General features: G+C 64.4%; 22 protein-coding genes and 1 riboswitch. Of the genes, 14 read left to right on the top strand and 8 right to left on the bottom strand.

All coding sequences use genetic code 11. From position 1 onward, the window contains the following. Positions 1-76 precede the first annotated feature (76 nt). Positions 77-841 carry a cobalt-precorrin-6A reductase gene (locus tag AC0L28_RS14290; RefSeq protein ID WP_473478158.1) on the top strand — a complete coding sequence of 255 codons (765 nt, stop codon included), beginning with the start codon at positions 77-79 and terminating at the stop codon, positions 839-841. On the opposite strand, the gene AC0L28_RS14285 is transcribed toward AC0L28_RS14290, so the two are convergent. The 8 genes from AC0L28_RS14285 to AC0L28_RS14250 all read right to left on the bottom strand — a co-directional run bounded on the left by AC0L28_RS14285 (position 805) and on the right by AC0L28_RS14250 (position 11,213). Next, positions 805-1,569, bottom strand: a complete 765-nt coding sequence (locus AC0L28_RS14285) for a precorrin-3B C(17)-methyltransferase (protein WP_473478155.1) — start codon at positions 1,567-1,569, stop codon at positions 805-807. The two genes, AC0L28_RS14290 and AC0L28_RS14285, sit on opposite strands and share 37 nt — an antisense overlap. Beyond that, positions 1,566-2,324, bottom strand: a complete 759-nt coding sequence (locus AC0L28_RS14280; protein WP_473478152.1) for a precorrin-2 C(20)-methyltransferase — start codon at positions 2,322-2,324, stop codon at positions 1,566-1,568. The genes AC0L28_RS14285 and AC0L28_RS14280 overlap by 4 nt, the downstream gene beginning before the upstream one ends. Beyond that, on the bottom strand, positions 2,321-2,956 hold the full coding sequence (locus tag AC0L28_RS14275; RefSeq protein WP_473478149.1) for a precorrin-8X methylmutase: 636 nt from the start codon (positions 2,954-2,956) through the stop codon (positions 2,321-2,323). The genes AC0L28_RS14280 and AC0L28_RS14275 overlap by 4 nt, the downstream gene beginning before the upstream one ends. Positions 2,957-2,958: 2 nt before the next feature. Next, positions 2,959-4,440 carry a precorrin-3B synthase gene (gene cobG / locus AC0L28_RS14270; protein ID WP_473478147.1) on the bottom strand — a complete coding sequence of 494 codons (1,482 nt, stop codon included), beginning with the start codon at positions 4,438-4,440 and terminating at the stop codon, positions 2,959-2,961. Beyond that, positions 4,437-8,012: a cobaltochelatase subunit CobN gene (cobN, locus tag AC0L28_RS14265; RefSeq protein ID WP_473478144.1), complete on the bottom strand. Its 3,576-nt coding sequence runs from the start codon at positions 8,010-8,012 to the stop codon at positions 4,437-4,439. The genes cobG and cobN overlap by 4 nt, the downstream gene beginning before the upstream one ends. Positions 8,013-8,030: 18 nt before the next feature. Then, positions 8,031-9,068 (bottom strand): cobalamin biosynthesis protein CobW, encoded by a 1,038-nt coding sequence (cobW, locus tag AC0L28_RS14260; protein ID WP_473478141.1) that lies wholly within the window; start codon positions 9,066-9,068, stop codon positions 8,031-8,033. Then, positions 9,065-9,499: a DUF1636 family protein gene (locus tag AC0L28_RS14255; RefSeq protein WP_473478138.1), complete on the bottom strand. Its 435-nt coding sequence runs from the start codon at positions 9,497-9,499 to the stop codon at positions 9,065-9,067. The genes cobW and AC0L28_RS14255 overlap by 4 nt, the downstream gene beginning before the upstream one ends. Positions 9,500-9,537: 38 nt before the next feature. Continuing rightward, positions 9,538-9,742: riboswitch (cobalamin riboswitch) on the bottom strand. Between the two features lie 271 nt (positions 9,743-10,013). Then, positions 10,014-11,213: a winged helix-turn-helix domain-containing protein gene (locus AC0L28_RS14250; protein WP_473478135.1), complete on the bottom strand. Its 1,200-nt coding sequence runs from the start codon at positions 11,211-11,213 to the stop codon at positions 10,014-10,016. Between the two features lie 335 nt (positions 11,214-11,548). Here AC0L28_RS14250 and AC0L28_RS14245 point away from each other — a divergent pair, with 335 nt between their 5' ends. The 13 genes from AC0L28_RS14245 to nuoK all read left to right on the top strand — a co-directional run bounded on the left by AC0L28_RS14245 (position 11,549) and on the right by nuoK (position 22,780). Further along, complete coding sequence (locus AC0L28_RS14245; RefSeq protein ID WP_128166995.1) at positions 11,549-11,914, top strand: NADH-quinone oxidoreductase subunit A; 366 nt, start codon at positions 11,549-11,551, stop codon at positions 11,912-11,914. Next, positions 11,905-12,486: a NuoB/complex I 20 kDa subunit family protein gene (locus tag AC0L28_RS14240; RefSeq protein ID WP_023798851.1), complete on the top strand. Its 582-nt coding sequence runs from the start codon at positions 11,905-11,907 to the stop codon at positions 12,484-12,486. Before AC0L28_RS14245 ends, AC0L28_RS14240 begins: the two co-directional genes overlap by 10 nt. Before the next feature lie 5 nt (positions 12,487-12,491). Then, positions 12,492-13,094, top strand: a complete 603-nt coding sequence (locus tag AC0L28_RS14235; protein ID WP_128166993.1) for an NADH-quinone oxidoreductase subunit C — start codon at positions 12,492-12,494, stop codon at positions 13,092-13,094. 9 nt (positions 13,095-13,103) lie between these two features. Then, positions 13,104-14,294: an NADH-quinone oxidoreductase subunit D gene (locus tag AC0L28_RS14230; RefSeq protein ID WP_473478132.1), complete on the top strand. Its 1,191-nt coding sequence runs from the start codon at positions 13,104-13,106 to the stop codon at positions 14,292-14,294. Then, positions 14,295-15,626 (top strand): NADH-quinone oxidoreductase subunit E, encoded by a 1,332-nt coding sequence (locus AC0L28_RS14225; protein ID WP_473478129.1) that lies wholly within the window; start codon positions 14,295-14,297, stop codon positions 15,624-15,626. A 10-nt stretch (positions 15,627-15,636) separates the two neighbouring features. Beyond that, complete coding sequence (gene nuoF / locus AC0L28_RS14220; protein ID WP_473478126.1) at positions 15,637-16,941, top strand: NADH-quinone oxidoreductase subunit NuoF; 1,305 nt, start codon at positions 15,637-15,639, stop codon at positions 16,939-16,941. A gap of 152 nt (positions 16,942-17,093) precedes the next feature. Beyond that, positions 17,094-17,786 carry an NADH-ubiquinone dehydrogenase gene (locus tag AC0L28_RS14215; protein ID WP_473478124.1) on the top strand — a complete coding sequence of 231 codons (693 nt, stop codon included), beginning with the start codon at positions 17,094-17,096 and terminating at the stop codon, positions 17,784-17,786. A gap of 8 nt (positions 17,787-17,794) precedes the next feature. After that, entirely contained in the window at positions 17,795-18,106 is a 312-nt protein-coding gene (locus AC0L28_RS14210) for a pentapeptide repeat-containing protein (protein WP_128180400.1), read from the top strand. Next, positions 18,106-20,187, top strand: a complete 2,082-nt coding sequence (nuoG, locus tag AC0L28_RS14205; RefSeq protein WP_473478120.1) for an NADH-quinone oxidoreductase subunit NuoG — start codon at positions 18,106-18,108, stop codon at positions 20,185-20,187. The genes AC0L28_RS14210 and nuoG overlap by 1 nt, the downstream gene beginning before the upstream one ends. 1 nt (position 20,188) lies before the next feature. Beyond that, complete coding sequence (gene nuoH, locus AC0L28_RS14200) at positions 20,189-21,232, top strand: NADH-quinone oxidoreductase subunit NuoH (RefSeq protein WP_023798860.1); 1,044 nt, start codon at positions 20,189-20,191, stop codon at positions 21,230-21,232. Further along, positions 21,232-21,723: an NADH-quinone oxidoreductase subunit NuoI gene (gene nuoI, locus AC0L28_RS14195; RefSeq protein ID WP_023798861.1), complete on the top strand. Its 492-nt coding sequence runs from the start codon at positions 21,232-21,234 to the stop codon at positions 21,721-21,723. The genes nuoH and nuoI overlap by 1 nt, the downstream gene beginning before the upstream one ends. Before the next feature lie 126 nt (positions 21,724-21,849). Then, a complete protein-coding gene (locus AC0L28_RS14190) occupies positions 21,850-22,470 on the top strand; it encodes an NADH-quinone oxidoreductase subunit J (RefSeq protein WP_023798862.1) in 621 nt (206 codons plus the stop codon). Position 22,471: 1 nt separating this feature from the next. Then, the gene (nuoK, locus tag AC0L28_RS14185) at positions 22,472-22,780 is read left to right on the top strand and encodes an NADH-quinone oxidoreductase subunit NuoK (RefSeq protein WP_023798863.1); all 309 of its coding nucleotides are present in this window, start codon (positions 22,472-22,474) and stop codon (positions 22,778-22,780) included. The last annotated feature ends 4 nt before the right edge of the window (positions 22,781-22,784 follow it).

The raw sequence follows: 22,784 nt of genomic DNA, 5'->3' as shown, positions 1-22,784 counted from the left end.
GCGTCCCCCTCTCCCCGTCCTTCACGGGGAGAGGGTAAGGGTGAGGGGCAGCTCGGCGTGGCCTGACGTGGTGCCAATGAAGCGCATTCTGATCCTCGGCGGAACCACCGAAGCCCGGCAACTGGCGGGAAAGCTGGCCGCGCGTGCCGATCTTGCGATCACATTGTCGCTGGCCGGCCGCACCGGAAATCCCGTCGCGCAAGGCGTACCGACGAGGGTGGGCGGTTTTGGCGGCGCCGACGGGCTGTCGGCGTTTCTTCGCGACACCCGTATCAAGCTGCTGGTCGACGCCACGCATCCCTATGCGGCGCAGATCTCCGCCAATGCGGCGGCAGCGGCGCGAGAGGCCGGCGTGCCGATCGTCGCGCTCAGGCGCCCGGGCTGGGAGCCTGCCGAAGGCGACCGCTGGACGCTGGTCGACAGCGTTGCCAGCGCGGTGACGGCGCTGGCCGCTGCGCCACGCCGCGTTTTCCTGGCGCTTGGCCGGCAGGAGGTCGCCGCCTTCGAGGCGGCGCCCCAGCATCATTATCTGATCCGCAGCGTCGATCCGGTCGAGCCAAGGCTCGCTGTGCCCGACGCGACCTATCTCCTGGCGCGCGGGCCGTTCCAGGAAGCCGACGAACATGCACTGCTTCTGGAACACCGCATCGATGTCGTCGTGTCCAAGAACAGCGGCGGCGAGGCGACCTACGGCAAGATCGCCGCAGCGCGGGCGCTCGGCGTCGAGGTGGTCATGATCCGCAGGCCGACGCTGCCGGACGTTGCGTCGGCCGAAACCGTCGAAGCCCTTGCCGCGATGGTCGATCATTTTCTTGGGCCCGCCGCCGAACGCGGCGTGTAGACCAGCGCCGGTCTTTCGCCGCGCTTGATGATCCTGGTTTCCGGCGAGCCGATGATGATGCAGGTCGCCATGTCGGCCTTTTCCGCGTCGGCGTCCGCCAGCAGAAAAATCTCGATGCGCTCGTCGGGACGGCCGGCGGCACGGCCGAAGACGACCGGTGTGGTGCCCGGCAGGATCGCAGTCAGGCATTCGAAGGCGCGGCCAAGCTGCCAGGGGCGCGCCTTGCTGATCGGATTGTAGAGCGCGATGACGAAGCCAGCGCCGGCCGCAGCCAGCAGCCGCAATTCGATGAGCTCCCATGGCTTTAGATTGTCGGACAACGAGATGGCGCAGAAATCATGGCCGAGCGGTGCGCCGATGCGGGCCGCGACCGCGAGCATGGCGGTGATGCCGGGCAGCATCGAAACGTCAACGGCACGCCATTCGGCCGGGCCGGCCTCGATCGCCTCGCAGACGGCTGCCGCCATGGCAAAGACGCCGGGGTCGCCGCCCGAGACAACGGCGACATTGTGGCCCTGCGCAGCCATTGCCAGCGCGTCCTTCGCGCGGGACAGCTCCTCGCGATTGTCGGAGGCGACGCGGGTCTGGTCCGGGCGCAGGTCGAGCCGGTCGAGATACGGCTTGTAGCCGTAGAAGAATCTTGCCTCGGCGACGGCGCGGCTTGCCTCCGGCGTCACCTGGTCGGCATTGCCGGGTCCGAGGCCGACAACGGTCAGGCGGCCGCTCATGTTTCGGCTCCCAATGCGGCGGCCCGGCCTGACCAGCCGGCGACCAGCACGATGGCGAAGTAGGGCGCGTTGTCGTCCTGCTTGTCGGCCAGCCGCATCGAAACGCCGCCCGGCATGGTGCCGCGCTCGACATAGATGGCACGCGCCAGCTTGTCGGTCGCCTGCAGCGCGCGCCTGATCTTGGGCAGGTTGCGGCCAACCTTCATGATGACGGCAGCATCGGTGTCGGCGAGGCGGCGGGTCAGCTCGAATTCGCTCATCGTGCCCGGCAGCACGGTCAATACATCGTCGCCCTGGACGATCGGGGTTCCGGTGGCCGACCAGCAGCCGGACATGGCAGTGACGCCGGGAATGACCTCTGTTGGAAAGCGGTGCGCCAGCCTGACATGCAGGTGCATGTAGGAGCCGTAGAACAGCGGGTCGCCTTCCGAAAGCACCGCGACCATCCTGCCGGCGCTGAGATGCTCGGCGACCTTTTCGGCCGACTCCTCGTAGAAATCCGCTATCTGCGACCGATAATCGCTGTGATCCTTGTCGATTTCGGTGGTGACGGGATAGAGCAGCGGCAACTCGATCAAATCAGGACGAAAATGCGCGCCGACGATGGCGCGCGCGTTGCTGTTGTTGCCGCGCTTGGCGAAATGCGCCACCACGTCGGCCTCGGCCAGCGCGCGCACGGCCTTGAGCGTCAGCAGCTCGGGGTCGCCGGGACCGGTGCCGACGCCGACAAGCCTGCCTTTTACAATCGCGTTCACAGGCCCGGCCTCGCCAATGCGTTGAGCGCGGCGGCGGTCATGGCGCTGCCGCCCAGCCTGCCGCGCACAATCGCGTAGGGCACGCCGTAAGAATTCTCGGCCAGCGCGTCCTTCGATTCGGCAGCACCGACGAAACCGACCGGCATGCCGATGATAACAGCCGGTTTCGGCGCACCGTCGCGCAATCTCTCCAGCAGGTAGAAAAGTGCGGTCGGCGCATTGCCGATGGCGACGACCGAGCCGGCCATGCGCTCGCCCCACAGGTCAATGGCTGCGGCCGAACGGGTGTTGCCGATCCTTTTCGCTATGTCGGACGTCCGCGGGTCGCGCAGCGTGCAGATCACCTCGTTGCCGGCCGGCAACCGGGCGCGGGTGATGCCGTGCGAGACCATCTCGGCGTCGCAGAAGATCGGCGCGCCGGCCGCCAGTGCCGCGCGGGCGGCGGCAACAAAAGCTTGCGAAAAAACAAAGTTCTCCGCGGCCTCGACCTGGCCGCAGGCATGGATCATGCGGATGGCAACATCGGCTTCGGCATCGGAAAACCGCGACAGGTCGGCCTCGGCGCGAATGATGGCGAAGGAGCGCTCATAGATCGCCGTGCCGTCATGGATGTAGTCGTAGGGGGCGGGCATGTTCAATCCTGTCGGTAGAGTTCGGTGACACCGGCCGCGCCAAGCCTTGTCAGGCAGGCGGCGGTGGTCTCACCTCGAAATCGTTCTTCGCGGATCGCTGCGGCAATGCGGCCAACGCCGCGCGCGGCGTCATAGCCTGGCCTGTATCCGGCGGGAAGGGCCTTCGCCGTCCCGTCCACGACAAGTCCGGCCCCGTTTTCGCCGCCGACCAGTGTCAGCGCCGCCCGGCCGGGATGGGCACAGCCCTTGGCGCAGCCGGAAATATGGAGGGTGACGGAGGCATCGAGAAGGTCGCGGTTTTCTGCGGCGATGGTCTCGGCGATGTCGCGCGTCGCGATCCGGCCGGAAGCGCAGGCCGGCGCACCGGGGCAAGCGGCGATTTTTGTGCGCGGGTCGGCAGCGTCAATAACGAAGCCGAGGGTGGCGGCGGCCTGCTGGAGCGCGTGGCAGGCGGTCGGGGAGAGGCCGATGAAAAGCAGCGCGCGTCGTGGCGCCAGGCGGATTTCGGCCGCGCCAAGGGTGAGGGCGTGTTGCGTGAGGCCGATGAGTTTTTGCGCCGGCATGCTGCCGAAGGGCAGGCCGATGCCGAGGGCGGTGCCGGCTGTCAGATCGAAAACGCCAATGGGGAAGCGAGCCGCCACAGGAAGGCGCTCCACGGCGCCCCCCTCTGTCCTGCCGGACATCTCCCCCACTTGGGGGGAGATTGCGCTCTGATCTCTGTTTTCGCCAATCTCCGACGCTGCGGAGGAAGAGCCAACGACGAAACCGCCGATCTCCCCCCTTGAGGGGGAGATGTCCGGCAGGACAGAGGGGGGTAAGACGCGCCAACTTGCGAGAGATCTTAGCTGCCGGCGCGTCAAATCCCTTGCATGGGCTTCACGGCCCTTTTCGGCGACCATCCTCAGGATCGCTATGGCGATATCACGGGCAGCATCTTCCTCGACGATAACGAGCGGCTTCGCACTCTGACCGTCTCCGGCAACGGACATCTTCCACTGAATTGCCGCGTCCATCCGCGTTGCAACCAGCCGCACATCGGCTGTTACCGCATCCATAGCCAACTGTCCGCCGCCGTCGACGATCACTGAAACCTTCGGGCCAAAGGGTGGCGGAAAGCCTGCCTCCTCGATCGCAGCACGAATCCGCTCCGCCAACGGGCGCGGATCTGCGATCTCCTGCGGGTCCAGCCCCGCCAGCGGTCCGGTCTCGACCGGCACGCCGGTGCGCACTGCGATGCCGAGCGCGTCGACCTCCATTGCCAGCAGCCGGGCGCTTGCCGATGTCAGGCCGCGGATCTGCAGGCTGCCACGCGCGGTCACTTCCATGATGCCGTTGCCGTGCCGCAAGGCGGATTCACCGAGCCCGATCAAGGATTTCGGCGAGAGTCCTCCAGCGACCGGGTTGAGCCGCACCAGAAGCCCGTCGCCGGTCTGCATCGGCGCGGACAAAGCAGGGCAGGCGCCGCGTCGGGAGAAGGCGTTCATGCCGCCACCCCCAGCGCCTGGGCCTCGGCGATCAGTGCGGCGAGATCGTCATCGATGGAATTGCGCAGCGGATGCCAGAGACCGCGCCGCCGCGCCGACAAAAAACGCTCGGCGATGATTTTCGCGGCCGCCGGGTTTTCGCGCAGGATGAAGGCGCGCACCTCGGGATCGCCGAGATAGGCGTCGTGCACGGCCTCGATCAGCGTGCCCGGTATGGCATGGGTGGTCTCGGCGAAACCGACGAGACGGTCGACCGTCTCGGCGAATTCCGAAGCGCCGCGCGGTCCGTGCCGCATCTGGCCGGCAATGAAGCGCGGGTTGACGGCGCGGGCGCGAACCACCCGAGATACGGCTTCTCCAAGCGAGCGCGGCTTCGGCTTTTGCGGATCCGTGGTGTCGAGGACGATGACGTCGGCGTTCTTGCCAAGCGCTGCAAGCGCTGCCGAAAAACCGCCGATGAAGGCGACATCGGCGGAGCCTTCCAAAATGTCGCGGCCGGGGTCGTCTCCGGTATGGACGAGGAGGTCGGCCTCGGCGACGCGACCCTCGAACGCGCCGGGCGACGAAATCCCTTCGCCGTCAGCGTCGCCATAGGCATGCGAGGTGGCGTCGAGATAGGCGCGACCGATTTCTTCGCGCGCCGCCCAGTCGCCGCTCGACAGCAACGCCTCGATACCGGCGCCGTAGGTGCCGGGCGAGGTGCCGAAAATGCGCGGGCTGACCTTGCCATCGGCGCGGGTTTTTGCCGCAAGCGGATTTTCCAACGCATCCTCGTCGCGGGCGGCGACGGCGTTGGCGGCCGCATCGATCAGGGCGATCTGGGTCGGGAACATGTCGCGGAACAGGCCTGAAATGCGCCAGGTGACATCGACGCGCGGGCGGCCAAGGGTGGCCGGCGGCAGCACCTCGATGCCGGTGACGCGGCCGGTGGCGCAATCCCATTGCGGCCGGCAGCCCATCAGCGCCAGGCCTTGCGCGATCTCTTCGCCACCGGTGCGCAGCGAGGCCGAGCCCCAGAGGTCGATGACCAGCGAGCGCGGCCAGTCGCCATGCGCCTGCATGTAGCTGCGCAAGACCTCGTCGGACGCCGCCCTGCCGAGATCGAAGGATGTCGGCGTCGGCATGGTGCGTGGATCCGATGTGAACAGGTTGCGGCCAGTCGGTAGGACATCGCGCCGGCCACGCGCCGGCGCGCCGGCAGGACCGGCAGGGACATGGCGGCCGTCGAGGGCCGCGATCAATGCTGATTTCTCGGCCGCCGCACTTTGCTCGCGCAGCTGATCGGCCTCGCCCTCGGCTGAGCGGCCGTAGATGTGCAGCCCGTCCTTGATGGCGAAGTCCTTGAGGTCGCAGAGCCAGGCGTCGATGCGGCGCAGCGCTTCGTCGGGCGCGTCGGTTCCGGCGACGCCGGCCTCGTAGGCGAGCCCGGTCTTTTCAGCGGTTTCGACAATCAGCCTCGCCAGGCGGTCGCGGCGGCGGCGGTCGAGCCCGTCGGCCTGGGCATATTCGTCGACCAGCCGCTCAAGCTGGTGCTGGTTCTCGTCCAGCCCGGCGCCGGTCAGAGGCGGCGGCAGATGGCCGAGGGTGACGGCGGCAATGCGCCGCTTGGCCTGCGCTGCCTCTCCCGGGTTGGAGACGATGAAGGGATAGATGACGGGCAGGGGCCCGGTGACGATCTCGGGAAAACAGGTTTCGCTGAGCGCCACTGTCTTGCCGGGCAGCCATTCCAGCGTGCCATGGGCGCCGACATGGACGAGGGCATGGACATCGAGCGCCTTGCGCAGCCACAGGCCAAAGGCGATCAGCGCATGGCGCGGCGGCAGCGTCGGGTCGTGATAGTCGGCGCGACGGTCGACTGAACGCCCGCGGTCAGGGGCGAGCGCCACGGTGATGTTGCCGAAGCTGGTGGCGCGGAAGGGGAATTGTTTGCTGTTTGCCAGACTCGAAGGTTGGTGCTCCGTCGCGCCCCCCTCTGTCCTGCCGGACATGTCCGGCAGGATAGAGGGGGGTGCCTCGCACCAACCTGTCTCATCTTCAGCATTCCCCCATGCGGCCTCTACCACAGCCATTGCCTCAGCAGGCAATTCCTTCGAGAAGGTCAGATACTCCTTCAATGCCAACCCTTGATCGACCGACTCCAGCATCCCCAGCAATGCACGCGGCGTTTGCGGAATCCCTTCAACGACATAGCCCTGTTCGCTCAGGTCGTGCAGCATCGCCAGCACGCTGGACGGCACGTCGAGGCCGACGGCGTAGCCGGTGCGGCCGGGGGCGCTCGGATAGTCGGGGATCAGGATGGCGAGCTTGCGCTTTTCGCGCGGCGTGCGCTGCAGGCGCACGAACGCCTCGACACGGTTCGCCACCTGGGCGACGCGGTCCGGCTCCGGCCGGTTGGCGAAGGCGCGGAAAGCCAATGCGGGATCGACCTCGCTTTCGCCCTTGAAGGAAACGGCGCCCGCAAGGATGCGGCCGTCGAGTTCAGGCAGGACGACATGCATGGCGAGGTCGGCGGGCGCCAAGCCGCGCTGGTTGTCTTGCCAGATATCGCGGCGTGTCGTCGCGACGATGACCTGGAAGACAGGAACGCCGGCGCGGTCAAACAGGGTTTCGACGCCGGGCTCGGCACCCGAGGCGAAGGCGGTCGCGGTGATGATGGCGGCCGGCTTCAGCGTGGCAAGCGCGGTTTCGACAAAGGCGAGCGAGGCCGGGTCCTTGAGGCTGGAGACGAAGATCGGCACGGGGGCGATGCCGCGCTGCCGCAGCGCGTCAAACAATGCGTCGATCGGCGCGACGTCGGCGGCGAGCAGCATCGAGCGGTAGAAGAGAATGGGCACGACGTCCCCCTCCCCCTCGAGGGGAGGGTGGCCCGCAGGGCCGGGCGGGGTCGTTGCGGCAGTGCTCGACGTTGTTTGCTGTTGGCGCACTTCAGAGTGTTGGCGCACTTCACAGGCGACCCCACCCCCGGCCTGCGGCCGGACCCTCCCCTCGAGGGGGAGGGGGACGTCGCGCTCGACGACCCCCAGTCCCGGTTGATAGTAGCCGGCTTTTGGCACGCTGACAGGTTCAGCGACCGCCACATCTGATCCGGCGAGACTTGCCAACCTCTGCACCAGCGCCGTCATATTCTCCGGGCCGCCTTCGCGAAAATAGCCGAGCAGGCCGTCGAGCTCCTGGCGCGGCAGCGTCGAGCCTTCGATCAGACGCAAATCCTCGTCGCGGCATTCGCCGGGCAGCAGCGCCAGTTTTATGCCGTGCGCGCGGGCGGTCGAGGCGAGCTGATCGCAGCCGTAGCGCCACCAGTCGTAACCGCCGAGGATGCGAACCAGAACAACCCTGGCGTGCCGGGCGACGCTGTCGATCCACAGGTCGACGGACATCGGATGGCGCAGATCGCGCAAGGCGGCCAACCGCATCGACGGCAGGCGATCCGCGTCCGCCTGCCACGCCGCCGCCAGCCCGGCCAGATCGCTGTCGGTGAAGGACAGCGCCACGACATCCGCAGGCGTCTGCCTGAGATCGACAGGCTCGGCAAGATCGTCGAGCGAGGCGGATGTGGTGGTGAGGATGTGCATCGCGGCTCGTGCCTGAGGTCAGCCGGCGAGGATACGCTCGATCGCCGGGCGGTTCAGCCCTTTCAGGCCGATGACGACGAGGCGGGAGCGGCGATCGTCGGCGGCGGTCCAGGCGCGGTCGTAATAGTGGTTGACGCGCGGCCCGACTGCCTGCAGCAACAGCCGCATCGGCTTGCCGCCGACCTCGACGAAGCCTTTTACGCGCAGTACGTTTTCTTCTTCCGCCGCCGTGGCGACACGCAAAGCCAGCTCTTCGGGATTGGCAATCGACGGAATGTCGATGACGAACGAGTCAAAATCGTCATGCTCGTGATCGAGCTCGTCATCGTGGTGGGTCTTGCGGTTCTCGATGTCGTCCTCGACGGCAAGGCCGAGGCCGAGCAGCACGGAGGGATCGACCTTGCCCTGCGAGGCCGGCACGATCTTCACCGCGCGGGCGGCGTGCTTGCCGATGACGGCATTGGCGCGGGCCGAGCCGGCGGCGTCCATCAGGTCGCTCTTCGACAATATGATCAGGTCGGCGCAGGCGAGCTGGTCCTCGAACACCTCCTCGACCGGATCGTCGTGGTCGAGCGTCGCGTCCTGCGCGCGCTGCGCCTGCAGGGCGTCCATGTCGTTGGCAACGCGGCCTTCGGCCAGCGCCGGTCCGTCGACCACGGCAATGACGCCGTCGACCGTCACCCGGCTCTTCACCGTCGGCCACTGGAAGGCCTGGACCAGCGGCTTGGGCAGGGCCAGCCCGGAGGTTTCGATCAGGATATGGTCGACCCTGGGCGTCAGCGACAGGATCTGGTCGAGCGCCGGGACGAAATCGTCGGCGACGGTGCAGCAGATGCAGCCATTGGCCAGCTCGACGATGTTTTCCTCAGGGCAGGTGTCGATGCCGCATCCCTTAAGAATCTCGCCATCGATGCCGATGTCGCCGAACTCGTTGACGATGATGGCCAGCCGCTTGCCGCCAGCGTTTTCGAGCAGATGGCGGATCAGCGTCGTCTTGCCGGCGCCGAGGAAGCCTGTGACGACGGTGCAGGGCACGCGCGATGCGGAAGTGGTCATATCTGGTCCTTCAAAAGGTCGAGGGGAGGGATGCGGGCAACGAGGCCGCGCTTCAGGCAATCGGGGCGGCCGCGCCATGGCATGAGGCCGTCGGTCGAGGTGGCGAAGAGTTTTGCGCCGGTGATGAGATCGGCGCCGCTGGTCGCGGTCAGGTCGCCGAAGACATAGCTCCAGCAGCCGTCGCGCAGGATAGCGGCGCTGAGGCGGCGCTTGCAGTTGCCGAGGCATTCGACGCTGCGGATACGGATGTTTTCGCCAGAGGCGGCGCGGCGCGAGTCTTCGGCCAACAATTCGCCGGCGCGAGGATGGCCGTCGGAGCCGGTCTCGTCACGGCAGGAGGCGCAGACGATCACGGTGACGTCGGCCAGAGCATCATCATCGCCGGACAATACGCCCGCTGTCTCAGCCGAAAAACTGCTGTCGCGTTCCAAATCAGGCTCCTTGCCCGGAAAACCCGCCAGGCGATCGGATTCTTAAGTCCTAGACGGCAGGTCTCCTGGCTCGCGGGTCATCGCCTTCGTGCCGCCTTCCCGGGATTTTTCCCAGTGGTTATCGGCCTTGGCTCGTCGCTTACAGTTGCGGGGACAGCCGCGGATTTGAAATCGAGATTTCGCACCGCATTCCCTCTTGGCTCCTCCCTTTGCCGAGAGGAGACCGTCTGAACCGGATTTAGGCTTGTGGAGGCAGTCGTGTCAACGCATGCTTCCGACACGGCGAGGGAAACGCTTCAGAGCAATTTTCGATGTCGGCGCTGCCCCTCATTGCCCTGCCGGGCATTTCTCCCCGTATGGTGACGGGGAGAAAGAACTGGCCGCAACCGCGGCGCCCCCTCCTGCAACGCTGGCGATTGGCGAAACCATCGATGACAGCGTCCCTCTCCCCGTCTCTATACGGGGAGAGGATGCCGGCAGGCAGGTGAGGGGCGGCGCCGACATCGGCAATCCCTTACGAAACCGCGACTTCCGCCAGCGCCTGGCCCAGATCCCCTGCAGGCGTCACCTCGATGCGTTCGAGCCCGAGCCAGCCCTGCATCAGCTTCAATTCCTCAAAAAGTTCGGCGGCGGTTTGCGGCGGCGCGCCGGGTTCGGCATAGGCGGCATGGACGCGCAGCACGCCGGCCGGGCGGTCGGCCTTAAGGTCGATGCGCGCCACGATCCTTTCGCCGAGCAGGAACGGCAGCACATAATAGCCGTATTGGCGCTTTTCGGCAGGGGTGTAGATCTCGATGCGATAGCGGAAGTCGAACAGTCTTTCCGTACGCGCCCGCTCGAAGACTACCGGATCGAAGGGAGCGAGCAAGGCGCGCGCCTCGATCTTGCGCGGAAAACGGGCATTCCTGTGAAGATAGGCGGGCTTGCTCCAGCCTTCGACGGTCACCGGCAAGAGGTCGCCGGCGTCGACCAGTTCCTCAATGCGGCCTTTGATGTCGGCGGGGGAGAGGCGGAAATAGTCGCGCAGGTCGCCAGTTGTCGCGACGCCGTGGGCGCGGGCGGAAATGCGCAGCAATTCGCGGTGCGCATCCTCAGGCGAGGGCACAGGCAAGGCAAGTACTGCCGGCGGCAGCACGCGCTCCGGCAGATCATAAAGCCGCTCGAAGCCACGACGTGACGCCGTGGTTATGCGGCCGGCCCAGAACAGCCATTCGAAAGCGTGCTTGGCGTCGCTCCAGCCCCACCAGCCGCCTGAGCCTTTCTGGCCTTCCAGGGCGGAAGCGGCGATCGGGCCGCGTTCGACGACCTCGCGAAAGATGTCTTCAATGTAGGCGGTGCGCTCGCGGCCCCACTTGGCCAGCCCGTTATACATTTCCTCCCCACGTTCGGCCCGTTCCATGCGCCAGCGCATCAGCGGATAGGTTTCGACCGGCAGAAAGGAGGCTTCGTGCGCCCAATATTCGAAGACTTTGCGCTTGCGCGTCACGGCGGCGTTGTCGAGCAGAGCGAGCGGGTAGGGGCCAAGCCGCGAATAGAGCGGCATATAATGGGCACGCACCACCGCGCTGACGGAATCGATCTGCAGCAGACCGGTCCGGGCAAGCACACGGGCCAGATGGCGGCGATCGGGCGTGCCGTTAGGGCGAGGATCGGCAAACCCCTGTGCGGCAAGCGCGATGCGCCGGGCCATGGCGAGCGAGATTTTTTCCTTCATGCAGACGGCACTCTGTCGGCGTTTGACCAAAGGTGGGAGCGATGATTCCGCGCCATGCTAGCAGGGTTTTGGCGGCATCCATGTCAGGAGAGAAAAGTGGAGTGAACAGTGAAGGAAATCAAACAGGAGCGGATCGGACCAGTTTTTCCGGATATGCCGTCGAGCACCGTGTTTTGAACAAGGTTTGACTTGCTTCACCGAAAGCCCTGCGCTAACCCTCGCCGCGTTGCAGCATAGAGCCCCCTAAAACGGTTCAGTGGTTAAACTGTCACGCTTCCGCAAGTGGGTCCGGTGCTGTAATCAGAGTGGATTGGCCGCCAACGGAAAGCTGCAGCATGAACGCATTGTTGAGTTCGTACCTGCCCATCGTCCTGTTCATCGGCGTGGCGCTGGTCGTCGGCCTGGCGCTGCTTGCAGCACCCTTCCTGGTGGCCTACCGCAATCCCGATCCAGAAAAGCTTTCCGCCTATGAATGCGGCTTCAACTCGTTTGACGATGCCCGCATGAAGTTCGACATTCGCTTCTACCTGGTGTCGATCCTGTTCATCATCTTCGATCTGGAAGTGGCCTTCCTGTTTCCGTGGGCAGTGTCTTTCGGCCAGATCGGCATGCTCGGCTTCTGGTCGATGATGGTGTTTCTGGCGGTGCTGACCATCGGCTTTGCCTATGAATGGAAGAAAGGAGCGCTGGAATGGGATTGAGCGACAATTCCGGCACGCTCGTCGCGCCGAAGCCAAAAGGCATTCTCGACCCCAGCACCGGAAAGCCGGTGGGGGCGAATGATCCCTTTTTCCTCGAGATCAACGACGAGCTTGCCGACAAGGGCTTTCTCGTCACCTCGACCGAGGCGCTGATCACCTGGGCGCGCAGCGGCTCGCTGATGTTCATGACTTTCGGTCTTGCCTGCTGCGCGGTCGAGATGATCCATACCTCGATGCCGCGCTATGACTCGGAGAGGTTCGGCGTTGCGCCGCGCGCTTCGCCGCGCCAGTCCGATATCATGATCGTCGCCGGCACGCTGACCAACAAGATGGCGCCGGCGCTGCGCAAGGTCTACGACCAGATGCCGGAGCCGCGCTACGTCATCTCGATGGGCTCCTGCGCCAATGGCGGCGGCTACTACCACTATTCCTATTCGGTGGTGCGCGGCTGCGATCGCGTCGTGCCGGTCGACATCTATGTGCCCGGCTGTCCGCCGAGCGCGGAAGCGCTGCTCTACGGCATCCTTCTGTTGCAAAAGAAGATCCGCCGCACCGGCACGATCGAGCGGTGAGCGCGATGATGAGCCTGAATGAACTCTCGACCTATCTCGGCGAGAAGCTGAGCGGCCGGATCGGCGATGCGGTGCTTGCCTATGGCGAACTCACCATCTCGGTCGAGCCGCAGGATCTGATCGAGGTTGTGAGCTTCCTGCGCGACGATCCAAAATGCCAGTTCATCTCGATCATCGACGTCTGCGGCGCCGATTATCCATCGCGGGCCAAGCGCTTCGATGTCGTCTATCACCTGCTGTCGCCGAAGCAGAATATTCGCATCCGCATCAAGGTCCAGGCCGACGAGGAGACGGTGGTGCCGTCGATCACCGGTGTGTTTCCGGGCGCCGACTGGTTCGAGCGCGAAACCTACGATCTCTATGGCGTGCTGTTCTCGGGCCATCCCGATCTCAGGCGAATCCTGACCGATTACGGCTTCGAAGGCCATCCGCTGCGCAAGGATTTCCCGCTGACCGGTTTCGTCGAGGTGCGCTACGACGACGAAGCCAAGCGCGTCATCTACGAGCCGGTGGAATTGAAACAGGAATTCCGCAATTTCGATTTTCTCAGCCCTTGGGAGGGGACGGATTACGTCCTTCCAGGCGACGAAAAAGCCAAGACGAATTGAGACGCCAGAATGGCTGAAACCTCCGTCCGCAACTTCAACATCAATTTCGGCCCGCAACATCCGGCGGCGCATGGTGTTTTGCGTCTTGTGCTAGAACTCGATGGCGAAGTCGTCGATCGCGTCGATCCGCATATCGGGCTGTTGCATCGCGGCACCGAGAAGCTGATCGAAGCCAAGACCTATTTGCAGGCCGTGCCCTATCTCGACCGGCTCGACTATTGCGCTCCGATGAACCAGGAGCATGCCTTCGCGCTTGCCGCCGAGCGGCTGCTCGGCATCGAGGTGCCGAAGCGCGGCCAATTGATCCGCGTGCTTTATTGCGAAATCGGCCGCATCATGTCGCACATCCTCAATGTGACGACACAGGCAATGGATGTCGGCGCGCTGACGCCGCCGCTGTGGGGTTTTGTCGAGCGCGAAAAACTGATGGTGTTCTATGAGCGGGCCAGCGGCTCGCGCATGCATGCAGCCTATTTCCGGCCCGGCGGCGTCCACCAGGACCTGCCGCAGCAGCTGGTCGAGGATATCGGCACATGGATCGATCCGTTCCTGAGATCGCTCGACGACCTCGACGCACTGCTGACCGGCAACCGCATCTTCAAACAGCGCAACGTCGACATCGGCATCGTCTCGCTGGCCGATGCCTGGGCCTGGGGTTTTTCGGGCGTCATGGTGCGTGGATCCGGCGTCGCCTGGGATCTGCGCAAGTCTCAGCCCTATGAATGCTATGCCGAGATGGATTTCGACATTCCGATCGGCAAGAACGGCGACTGCTACGACCGTTATCTCGTGCGCATGGAAGAGATGCGCCAGTCGGCGAAAATCATGCGCCAGTGCGTCGACCTGCTGCTCGGCAAGGAAGGCAGCGGGCCGGTGTCGAACCTCGACGGCAAGGTGGTGCCGCCGAAGCGCGCGGCGATGAAGCGCTCGATGGAGGCGCTGATCCATCACTTCAAGCTCTACACCGAAGGCTATCGCGTGCCGGCCGGCGAGGTCTATGCGGCGGTCGAAGCCCCAAAAGGCGAGTTCGGCGTCTATCTGGTCTCGGACGGCACCAACAAACCCTATCGCTGCAAGCTGCGCGCGCCCGGCTTCGCGCATCTGCAGGCCATGGACTTTTTGTGCCGCGGCCACATGCTGGCCGACGTCACCGCCGTTCTCGGCTCCCTCGACATCGTGTTTGGTGAGGTCGATCGATAAATGTCAGTCCGCCGTCTCGCAGAAGCCAGCCTCCAGCCAGCCTCCTTCGCCTTCAACCGGGCGAATGCGGCTGCGGCCAAGCAATGGATCAACAAATATCCGAAGGGCCGCGAGCAGTCGGCGATCATCCCGTTGCTGATGTTGGCGCAGGAGCAGGAAGGCTGGGTGACAAAGGCGGCGATCGAGACGATCTCCGACATGCTCGGCATGCCCTACATCAGAGGGCTCGAGGTCGCGACCTTCTACACGCAGTACCAGCTCAACCCGGTCGGCACCCGCGCGCATATCCAGATCTGCGGCACCACGCCCTGCATGCTGCGCGGCTCGGAAGCGCTGATGGATTTGTGCCGCTCGAAAATCCATCACGACCAGTTCCACACCAACGATAAGGGCACGCTGTCGTGGGAAGAGGTCGAATGCCTTGGCGCCTGCGTCAACGCGCCGATGGTGATGATTTTCAAGGATACTTTCGAGGATCTGACGCCGGAGCGGCTTGCCGAGATCATCGACCTCTATGATGCCGGCAAGGGCGCCTCGGTGAAGCCGGGGCCGCAGAACGGCCGCATCACCTCCGAGCCGATCACCGGCCTGACGACGCTGAAGAGCGAAAAGGCAATCCTGAAGACCACCCGCGACAGGGAAGCCAAGGCGGCTGCCAAGGCCGCCAGGGCGGCTGCACCAGCGGCAATTGTCGCGACGCCAGCGGCTCCGGCCGTACAGGCACCGGCGGCCCCCGTTGCGCCGTCGAAAGCCAGCAAGCCGAAGACCGATGCGCCCGAAACCAGCCCGGCGCTGGAGACGCCTTCCCCGGCAAAGGTCGCACCAGAGACGGAAAAGGCGGCGAGCGTCAGAGCACCGCGGCATTCGGCGGCCAATGCCAACAAGGCCGCGCCGCAAGTCGAAAAAGTTTTGAAACAGCGCAGCGGTCCCAAGACCAAGGCTGAGCCGACGGCTGCTTTCAAGGCGCCGGAGTTGAAGGAAGCGCCGATCGGCGCTGCCGGCAAAAAACCCGTCAAGACGACCAGTGCCAAGACGGGCAAGCCTTCGCTCGAGGACAAGAACCGTCCGGCCGGCATCGCCAGGCCGGCACTGGTCGACGATCTCAAGCTGATCTCGGGCGTCGGCCCGAATATCGAAGGCACCCTGCATTCACTTGGTATCTTCACCTATGTGCAAGTCGCGTCATGGACCAAGGCCGAGCGCGCGTGGGTCGACGGCTATCTCAGCCTGCGGGGCCGCATCGAGCGCAAAGATTGGGTCAAGCAGGCCAAGGCGCTGGCCAAGGGCGGGGTCGCCGAATATATCCGCGTCTTCGGCAAGAAGCCGGTCTGAGGGACGAACAATGCTTCAGGACAGAGACCGCATCTTCAATAACATCTACGGCCGCTTCGACAAGTCGCTGGCCGGTGCGATGGCGCGCGGCGCCTGGGACAACACGCCCGGCATCATCGCCAAGGGGCGCGACTGGATCGTCAACGAGATGAAGGCATCAGGCCTGCGCGGCCGCGGCGGCGCCGGCTTCCCGACCGGGCTAAAATGGTCGTTCATGCCCAAGCAGAGCGACGGCCGGCCGAGCTATCTCGTCGTCAACGCCGACGAATCCGAGCCCGGCACCTGCAAGGACCGCGACATATTGCGCCACGATCCGCATACGCTGGTCGAGGGCTGCCTGATCGCCGGCTTCGCCATGGGCGCGATCGCCGCCTATATCTATGTCCGCGGCGAGTTCATCCGCGAGCGCGAGGCGCTGCAGCGCGCCATCGACGAGGCCTATGCGGCCAAGCTGATCGGCAAGAATAACACGTCCGGCTACGATTTCGACATCTACATGCACCATGGCGCCGGCGCCTATATCTGCGGCGAGGAAACGGCACTGCTCGAAAGCCTCGAAGGCAAGAAGGGCCAGCCGCGGCTGAAACCGCCGTTTCCGGCCAATGTCGGCCTCTATGGCTGCCCGACGACCGTCAACAATGTCGAGTCGATCGCGGTGGCGCCGACCATTTTGCGCCGCGGCGCGGCGTGGTTCTCGTCGTTCGGCCGGCCCAACAACGTCGGCACCAAGCTGTTCTGCGTTTCGGGCCACGTCAACACGCCGTGCACCGTCGAAGAGGCGATGTCGATCCCGTTCCGCGAGCTGATCGAGACGCATTGCGGCGGCATTCGCGGCGGCTGGGACAATCTGCTGGCGGTCATTCCGGGCGGCGCTTCGGTGCCGCTGGTGCCGGCGGATCAGATCATCGATGCACCGATGGATTTCGATGCGCTGCGCGACCTGAAATCGGGTCTCGGCACGGCGGCTGTCATCGTCATGAACAAATCGACCGATATCGTGAAGGCAATCGCCCGGCTTTCCTACTTCTACAAGCACGAGAGCTGCGGCCAGTGCACACCGTGCCGCGAAGGCACCGGCTGGATGTGGCGGGTGATGGAGCGGCTGGTGCGCGGCGAGGCGCAGAAGCGCGAGATCGACATGCTGCTCGACGTGACCAAACAGGTCGAAGGCCACACGATCTGCGCGCTGGGCGATGCGGCGGCGTGGCCGATCCAGGGCCTGATGCGGCATTTCCGCGGCGAGGTGGAGCGGCGTATCGACGAGTTTTCGCGCAATGCGCACCGGGCAGAGCCGGTGATGGTGGCGGCGGAATAGACGAGAGTTGAAAGACGGGCGAATGCCCGATTTGAGATACGGGCAAGAGCCCGATCTGAAATACGGGCGAATGCCCGATCTGAAATACGGGCAAGTGCCCGATTTGAGGAAACAGGCCGGGGCATACGGAAGAAACGACCAGGAGACTACCTATGTCGCTGAATTCGAGACCCGAACATTTGATGCCAGATTTGGACCCGTTCGAGAAGATGAACCAGGACCTGGCCAGGATGATGCCGAAGGAGATGGCCAGCGCCGTCAATCTCCTGGCGCACCCTGTCGCGGGTGCGGCAGCGATGTCGGCGCTCGGCATCGGGCTTGCCAATCATGCCTTTGGGTTGTGGATGGGCGTGCTCTCGGGCGCCGCCGAGGCCTCGCAGCGGCTCTTCCAGCCGATCGTCGACGATTTCGATGCCAGGGTAGAACGCTTTTCGCAGACAGGGACAAGCTCCTCGACCAAGGCGCGCGCGGCGACGAAAACCTTGATCGCCGAGGCGCAGTCCTTCGCCAGGAACGTGAATGACATAGCCGCGAACAGCATGGATGATGCACGCAGCGTGGTGGATGCGGCTGCCGCACCGGCCGGGTTGATGCCGGAGGATTTCAAGCAGCCCAAGGCAATGGATCGTCCGGAAAACCCGGCAGACCTCAAGGCAATATCGGGCATCGGGCCGAAGCTGGAACAGGTGCTGAACGGCTTGGGCATCTGGACCTACGGCCAGATCGCGACATGGACGCCGGAAGAGATCGCCTGGGTCGACGATTATCTGTCGTTCAAGGGCCGCATCGGTCGCGACAACTGGCTTGGCCAGGCAGCGGCGCTGGCCGCCAAGGCCGAGAGGTAGGCGACGCGATGGAGGTCCACGACAGGCGCGATGTTCTCGACGTGCGCAACGCCATCGTCAGCAATTCCAGTTTCGATGACGTCAACATGTCGAACACCCGGTTTCACGACGTCAACCTGTCGGCGGCCAGGATCCACCGCACCAACCTGAGCAACACCAAGGTGGAAGACGCCAATCTTTCAAACGCGTATTTCACCAACGTAAACATGAGCAACGTGAAGATAGAAAACGCGCAGGTTGCGGGCATGATGATCAACGGCATCAGCCTTGAAGACCTGTTCCAGGCATATGAGACGGCGAAGACCGCCGGGGGCAATTGATGGCAAAGCTCAAGGTCGACGGGAAAGAGATTACTGTACCCGACCACTACACGCTGCTGCAGGCAGCCGAGGACGCCGGCGCCGAAGTGCCGCGCTTCTGCTTCCATGAGCGGCTGTCGATCGCCGGCAATTGCCGCATGTGCCTGATCGAGGTGAAGGGCGGGCCGCCCAAGCCGCAGGCGTCCTGCGCCATGGGCGTGCGCGATCTGCGTCCGGGGCCAAATGGCGAAACGCCGGAAATTTTCACCAACACGCCGATGGTCAAGAAGGCCCGGGAAGGCGTGATGGAATTCCTGCTGATCAACCATCCGCTCGATTGCCCGATCTGCGACCAGGGCGGCGAGTGCGACCTGCAGGATCAGGCGATGGCGTTCGGCGTCGATTCCTCGCGCTATCACGAGAACAAGCGGGCGGTCGAAGACAAGTATATCGGGCCGCTGGTCAAGACGATCATGAACCGCTGCATCCATTGCACGCGCTGCGTCCGCTTCACCACCGAAATTGCCGGCATTTCCGAGCTCGGCCTGATCGGCCGCGGCGAGGACGCCGAAATCACCACCTATCTCGAAAGCGCGATGACATCGGAACTGCAGGGCAACGTCATCGACCTTTGCCCGGTCGGCGCGCTGACCTCCAAGCCCTACGCCTTCCAGGCGCGGCCGTGGGAACTGACCAAGACCGAATCCATCGACGTGATGGACGCAGTCGGCTCGGCGATCCGCGTCGATTCCAGAGGCCGCGAGGTGATGCGCATCCTGCCGCGCACCAACGAGGCGGTGAACGAGGAGTGGATTTCCGACAAGACCCGCTTCATCTGGGACGGCTTGCGCACCCAGCGCCTCGACCGGCCATATGTCCGCAAGAACGGCAAGCTGGCCCCGGCAAGCTGGGCCGAGGCTTTTTCCGCGATCAAGGAAGCGGTGTCGAGCACCGCGCCCGACAAGATCGGCGCCATATCAGGCGATCTCGCCACCGTCGAGGAGATCTATGCGCTGAAGCTGCTGATGGCCTCGCTCGGCTCGAAGAACACCGACTGCCGCCAGGATGGCGCCGCGCTCGATCCGTCGCTCGGCCGGGCAAGCTATCTCTTCAACCCGACCATCGAGGGCATCGAGCAGGCCGACGCGGTGCTGATCATCGGCGCCAATCCGCGCTTCGAGGCTTCCTTGCTCAACGCCCGCATCCGCAAGCGCTGGCGGCTCGGCAACCTGCCGGTCGGCGTCATCGGCGATGTCGGCGATACGCGCTACGACTATGAGCAGCTCGGCGCCGGACCGGAATCGCTGAAGGATTTGGCCGACGGCAACGGCAAATTCTTCCAGGTGCTGAAGCAGGCGACGCATCCGCTTGTCATCGTCGGTCAGGGCGCGCTGTCGCGCTCGGACGGCGCGGCCGTGCTCGGCCAGGCGGCGAAGCTCAGCCTGGCCGTCAATGCCGCGAGAGCCGACTGGAACGGCTTTGCCGTGCTGCACACTGCGGCGGCGCGTGTCGGCGGTCTCGATGTCGGCTTCGTGCCGGGCGAGGGCGGCAAGAACGTCGCCGGCATGCTGGGCGATATGGAGGTGCTGTTCCTGCTCGGCGCCGACGAGATCGACATGACCAGGACCGGCGGCGCCTTCGTCGTCTATATCGGCACGCATGGCGACCACGGCGCGCACCGCGCCGACGTCATCCTGCCGGGCGCCGCCTATACCGAAAAATCGGGCACCTACGTCAACACCGAGGGACGGGTGCAACAGACCAACCGCGCCGGCTTCGCGCCGGGCGATGCGCGCGAGGACTGGGCGATCCTGCGGGCGCTGTCGGATGTGCTGGGCAAGAGATTGTCGTTCGATTCGCTGCCGCAGCTGCGCGCAAAACTCTATGGCGAATACCCGCATCTTGCCCGCATCGACCAGGTCGCGGCCGGCAATGCTGACGATATCGCCAAAGTGGCGAAGCTTGGCGGGCGGCTTGGCAAGGGCAGCTTCACCTCGCCGGTCAAGGATTTCTACCTGACCAACCCGATCGCGCGGGCTTCCGCAGTGATGGCGGAGTGCTCGGCGCTGGCGAAAAACGGTTTTAGGCAGGCGGCGGAATAGCATGGACACCTTCTTCTCCTTCTACGTGCTGCCGGCGCTGCTCATCCTGCTGAAGTCAGTCGTGCTGATCGTCGTGCTATTGATCTTCGTCGCCTACATCCTGTACGCGGACCGCAAGATCTGGGCGGCGGTGCAGCTGCGCCGCGGCCCGAACGTCGTCGGCCCATGGGGCACGCTGCAGGCTTTCGCCGACCTTCTGAAGTTCGTGTTCAAGGAGCCGGTGATTCCGTCCGGCGCCAACAAGGGCGTTTTTCTGCTGGCGCCCTTGGTTTCGGCGGTTCTGGCGATCTCGGCCTGGGCGGTGATCCCGGTCAATGAGGGCTGGGCGATCGCCAACGTCAATGTCGGCATCCTCTATGTCTTCGCCATCTCCTCGCTCGAGGTCTATGGCGTGATCATGGGCGGCTGGGCGTCCAACTCGAAATATCCGTTCCTCGGCGCGCTGCGCTCGGCGGCGCAGATGGTGTCCTACGAGGTCTCGATCGGTTTCGTCATCGTCACAGTGCTGCTTTGCGTCGGCTCGCTCAACCTGTCCGACATCGTGCTGTCGCAGCAGGACGGCTTGGGCACAAGGGTTGGCCTGCCCAACACCTTCCTCGACTGGCATTGGCTGTCGCTGTTCCCGATGTTCGTCATCTTCTTCATCTCGGCGCTGGCCGAGACCAACCGCCCGCCCTTCGACCTGGTGGAAGCCGAATCGGAACTCGTCGCCGGCCATATGGTCGAATATTCGTCGACGCCGTTCCTGCTGTTCTTCCTCGGCGAGTATGTCGCCATCGTCTTGATGTGCGCGCTGGCCACCATCCTGTTCCTCGGCGGCTGGCTGCCGCCCTTCGACTTCGCTCCCTTCACCTGGGTGCCGGGGCTGATCTGGTTCGTGCTCAAGGTCTGCCTGGTGTTCTTCATGATCTCGATGGTGAAGGCCTTCGTGCCGCGCTACCGCTACGACCAGCTGATGCGGCTCGGCTGGAAGGTCTTCCTGCCGATCTCGCTGGCGATGGTGGTGATTGTCGCCGCGTTCCTCAAGATCACGGGGTTTGCGTGATGTCTGCTCTAGCCCAAGCCGCAAAATCCCTGCTGCTGCAGGATTTCGTCAGCGCCTTCTTCCTGTCGATGCGCCAGTTCTTCGCGCCGAAGGAGACGATCAACTATCCGCACGAAAAGGGGCCGACCAGCCCGCGCTTCCGCGGCGAGCATGCGCTGCGCCGCTACCCGAACGGCGAGGAGCGCTGCATCGCCTGCAAATTGTGCGAGGCGATCTGTCCGGCGCAGGCGATCACCATCGAGGCCGGTCCGCGCCGCAACGACGGCACCCGCCGCACGGTGCGCTATGATATCGATATGGTGAAGTGCATCTATTGCGGCTTCTGCCAGGAAGCCTGCCCGGTCGACGCCATCGTCGAGGGGCCGAATTTCGAGTTCGCGACCGAGACGCGCGAGGAACTTTATTACGACAAGGACAAGCTCTTGGCCAATGGCGACCGCTGGGAGCGCGAACTGGCGCGCAACATCTCGCTGGACGCGCCGTACCGCTGACATTTGACGCATGGACGGGGCGAGAGGCCTCGTTTAAGGAACACGCGGCTTCGGCACCGGAGGCGGAGCCAAGCCACACATCGAACAGGACGAACGTCCTGTTCGGACAGGAACCCGGGGGAACCCATGCTGAATGGACTAGAGGCGGCCTTTTTCTACCTCTTCGCCTTTGTCGCGGTGGCGTCGGCGTTCATGGTCATTTCGGCGCGTAATCCCGTGCATTCTGTGCTGTTCCTGATCCTGACCTTCTTCAATGCCGCTGGCCTGTTCATGCTGACCGGCGCCGAGTTCCTGGCGATGATCCTGCTCGTCGTCTATGTCGGCGCGGTCATGGTGCTGTTCCTGTTCGTCGTCATGATGCTCGACGTCGATTTCGCCGAGATGAAGGAAGGCGCCCTGCAATACGCGCCGATCGGCGCGCTGGTCGGGCTGATCCTGGCGGCTGAGCTGATCGTCGTGCTTGGCGGCTATACGTTCGCGCCGCAACTGGCGGCGACGGTTGCAAAACCCACTCCGGACCTTGCCGCCCGCTCGAACACGGCAGCGCTCGGCGACATCCTCTATACCGACTACCTCTATTATTTCCAGATTGCCGGCCTTGTGCTGCTGGTCGCCATGATCGGCGCCATCGTGCTGACGCTGCGCCACAAGCCGGGCATCAAACGGCAGTCGATCGCCGCACAGGTCGGCCGCACGCCGGCAACGGGGATGGAAATCCGCAAGGTCAAGACGGGCGAAGGAATCTGAGATGGTCGTCGGCATCGCACATTATCTGACCGTATCGGCTATCCTGTTCACGCTCGGCGTGTTCGGCATTTTTCTCAACCGCAGGAATATCATCGTCATCCTGATGTCGATCGAGCTGATCCTGCTCGCGGTCAACATCAATTTCGTCGCCTTCTCAGCAGCACTCGGCGATCTCGTCGGACAGGTGTTCGCGCTGTTCGTGCTGACGGTCGCAGCGGCTGAAGCGGCGATCGGCCTCGCCATTCTCGTCGTCTTCTTCCGCAACCGCGGCTCGATCGCGGTCGAAGACGTGAACATGATGAAGGGTTGACGGA

This window comes from Mesorhizobium sp. WSM4847 (assembly GCF_055811335.1).
The sequence above is the reverse complement of the archived record's forward strand: the minus strand, read 5'-3'. Positions and strand labels throughout refer to the sequence as shown.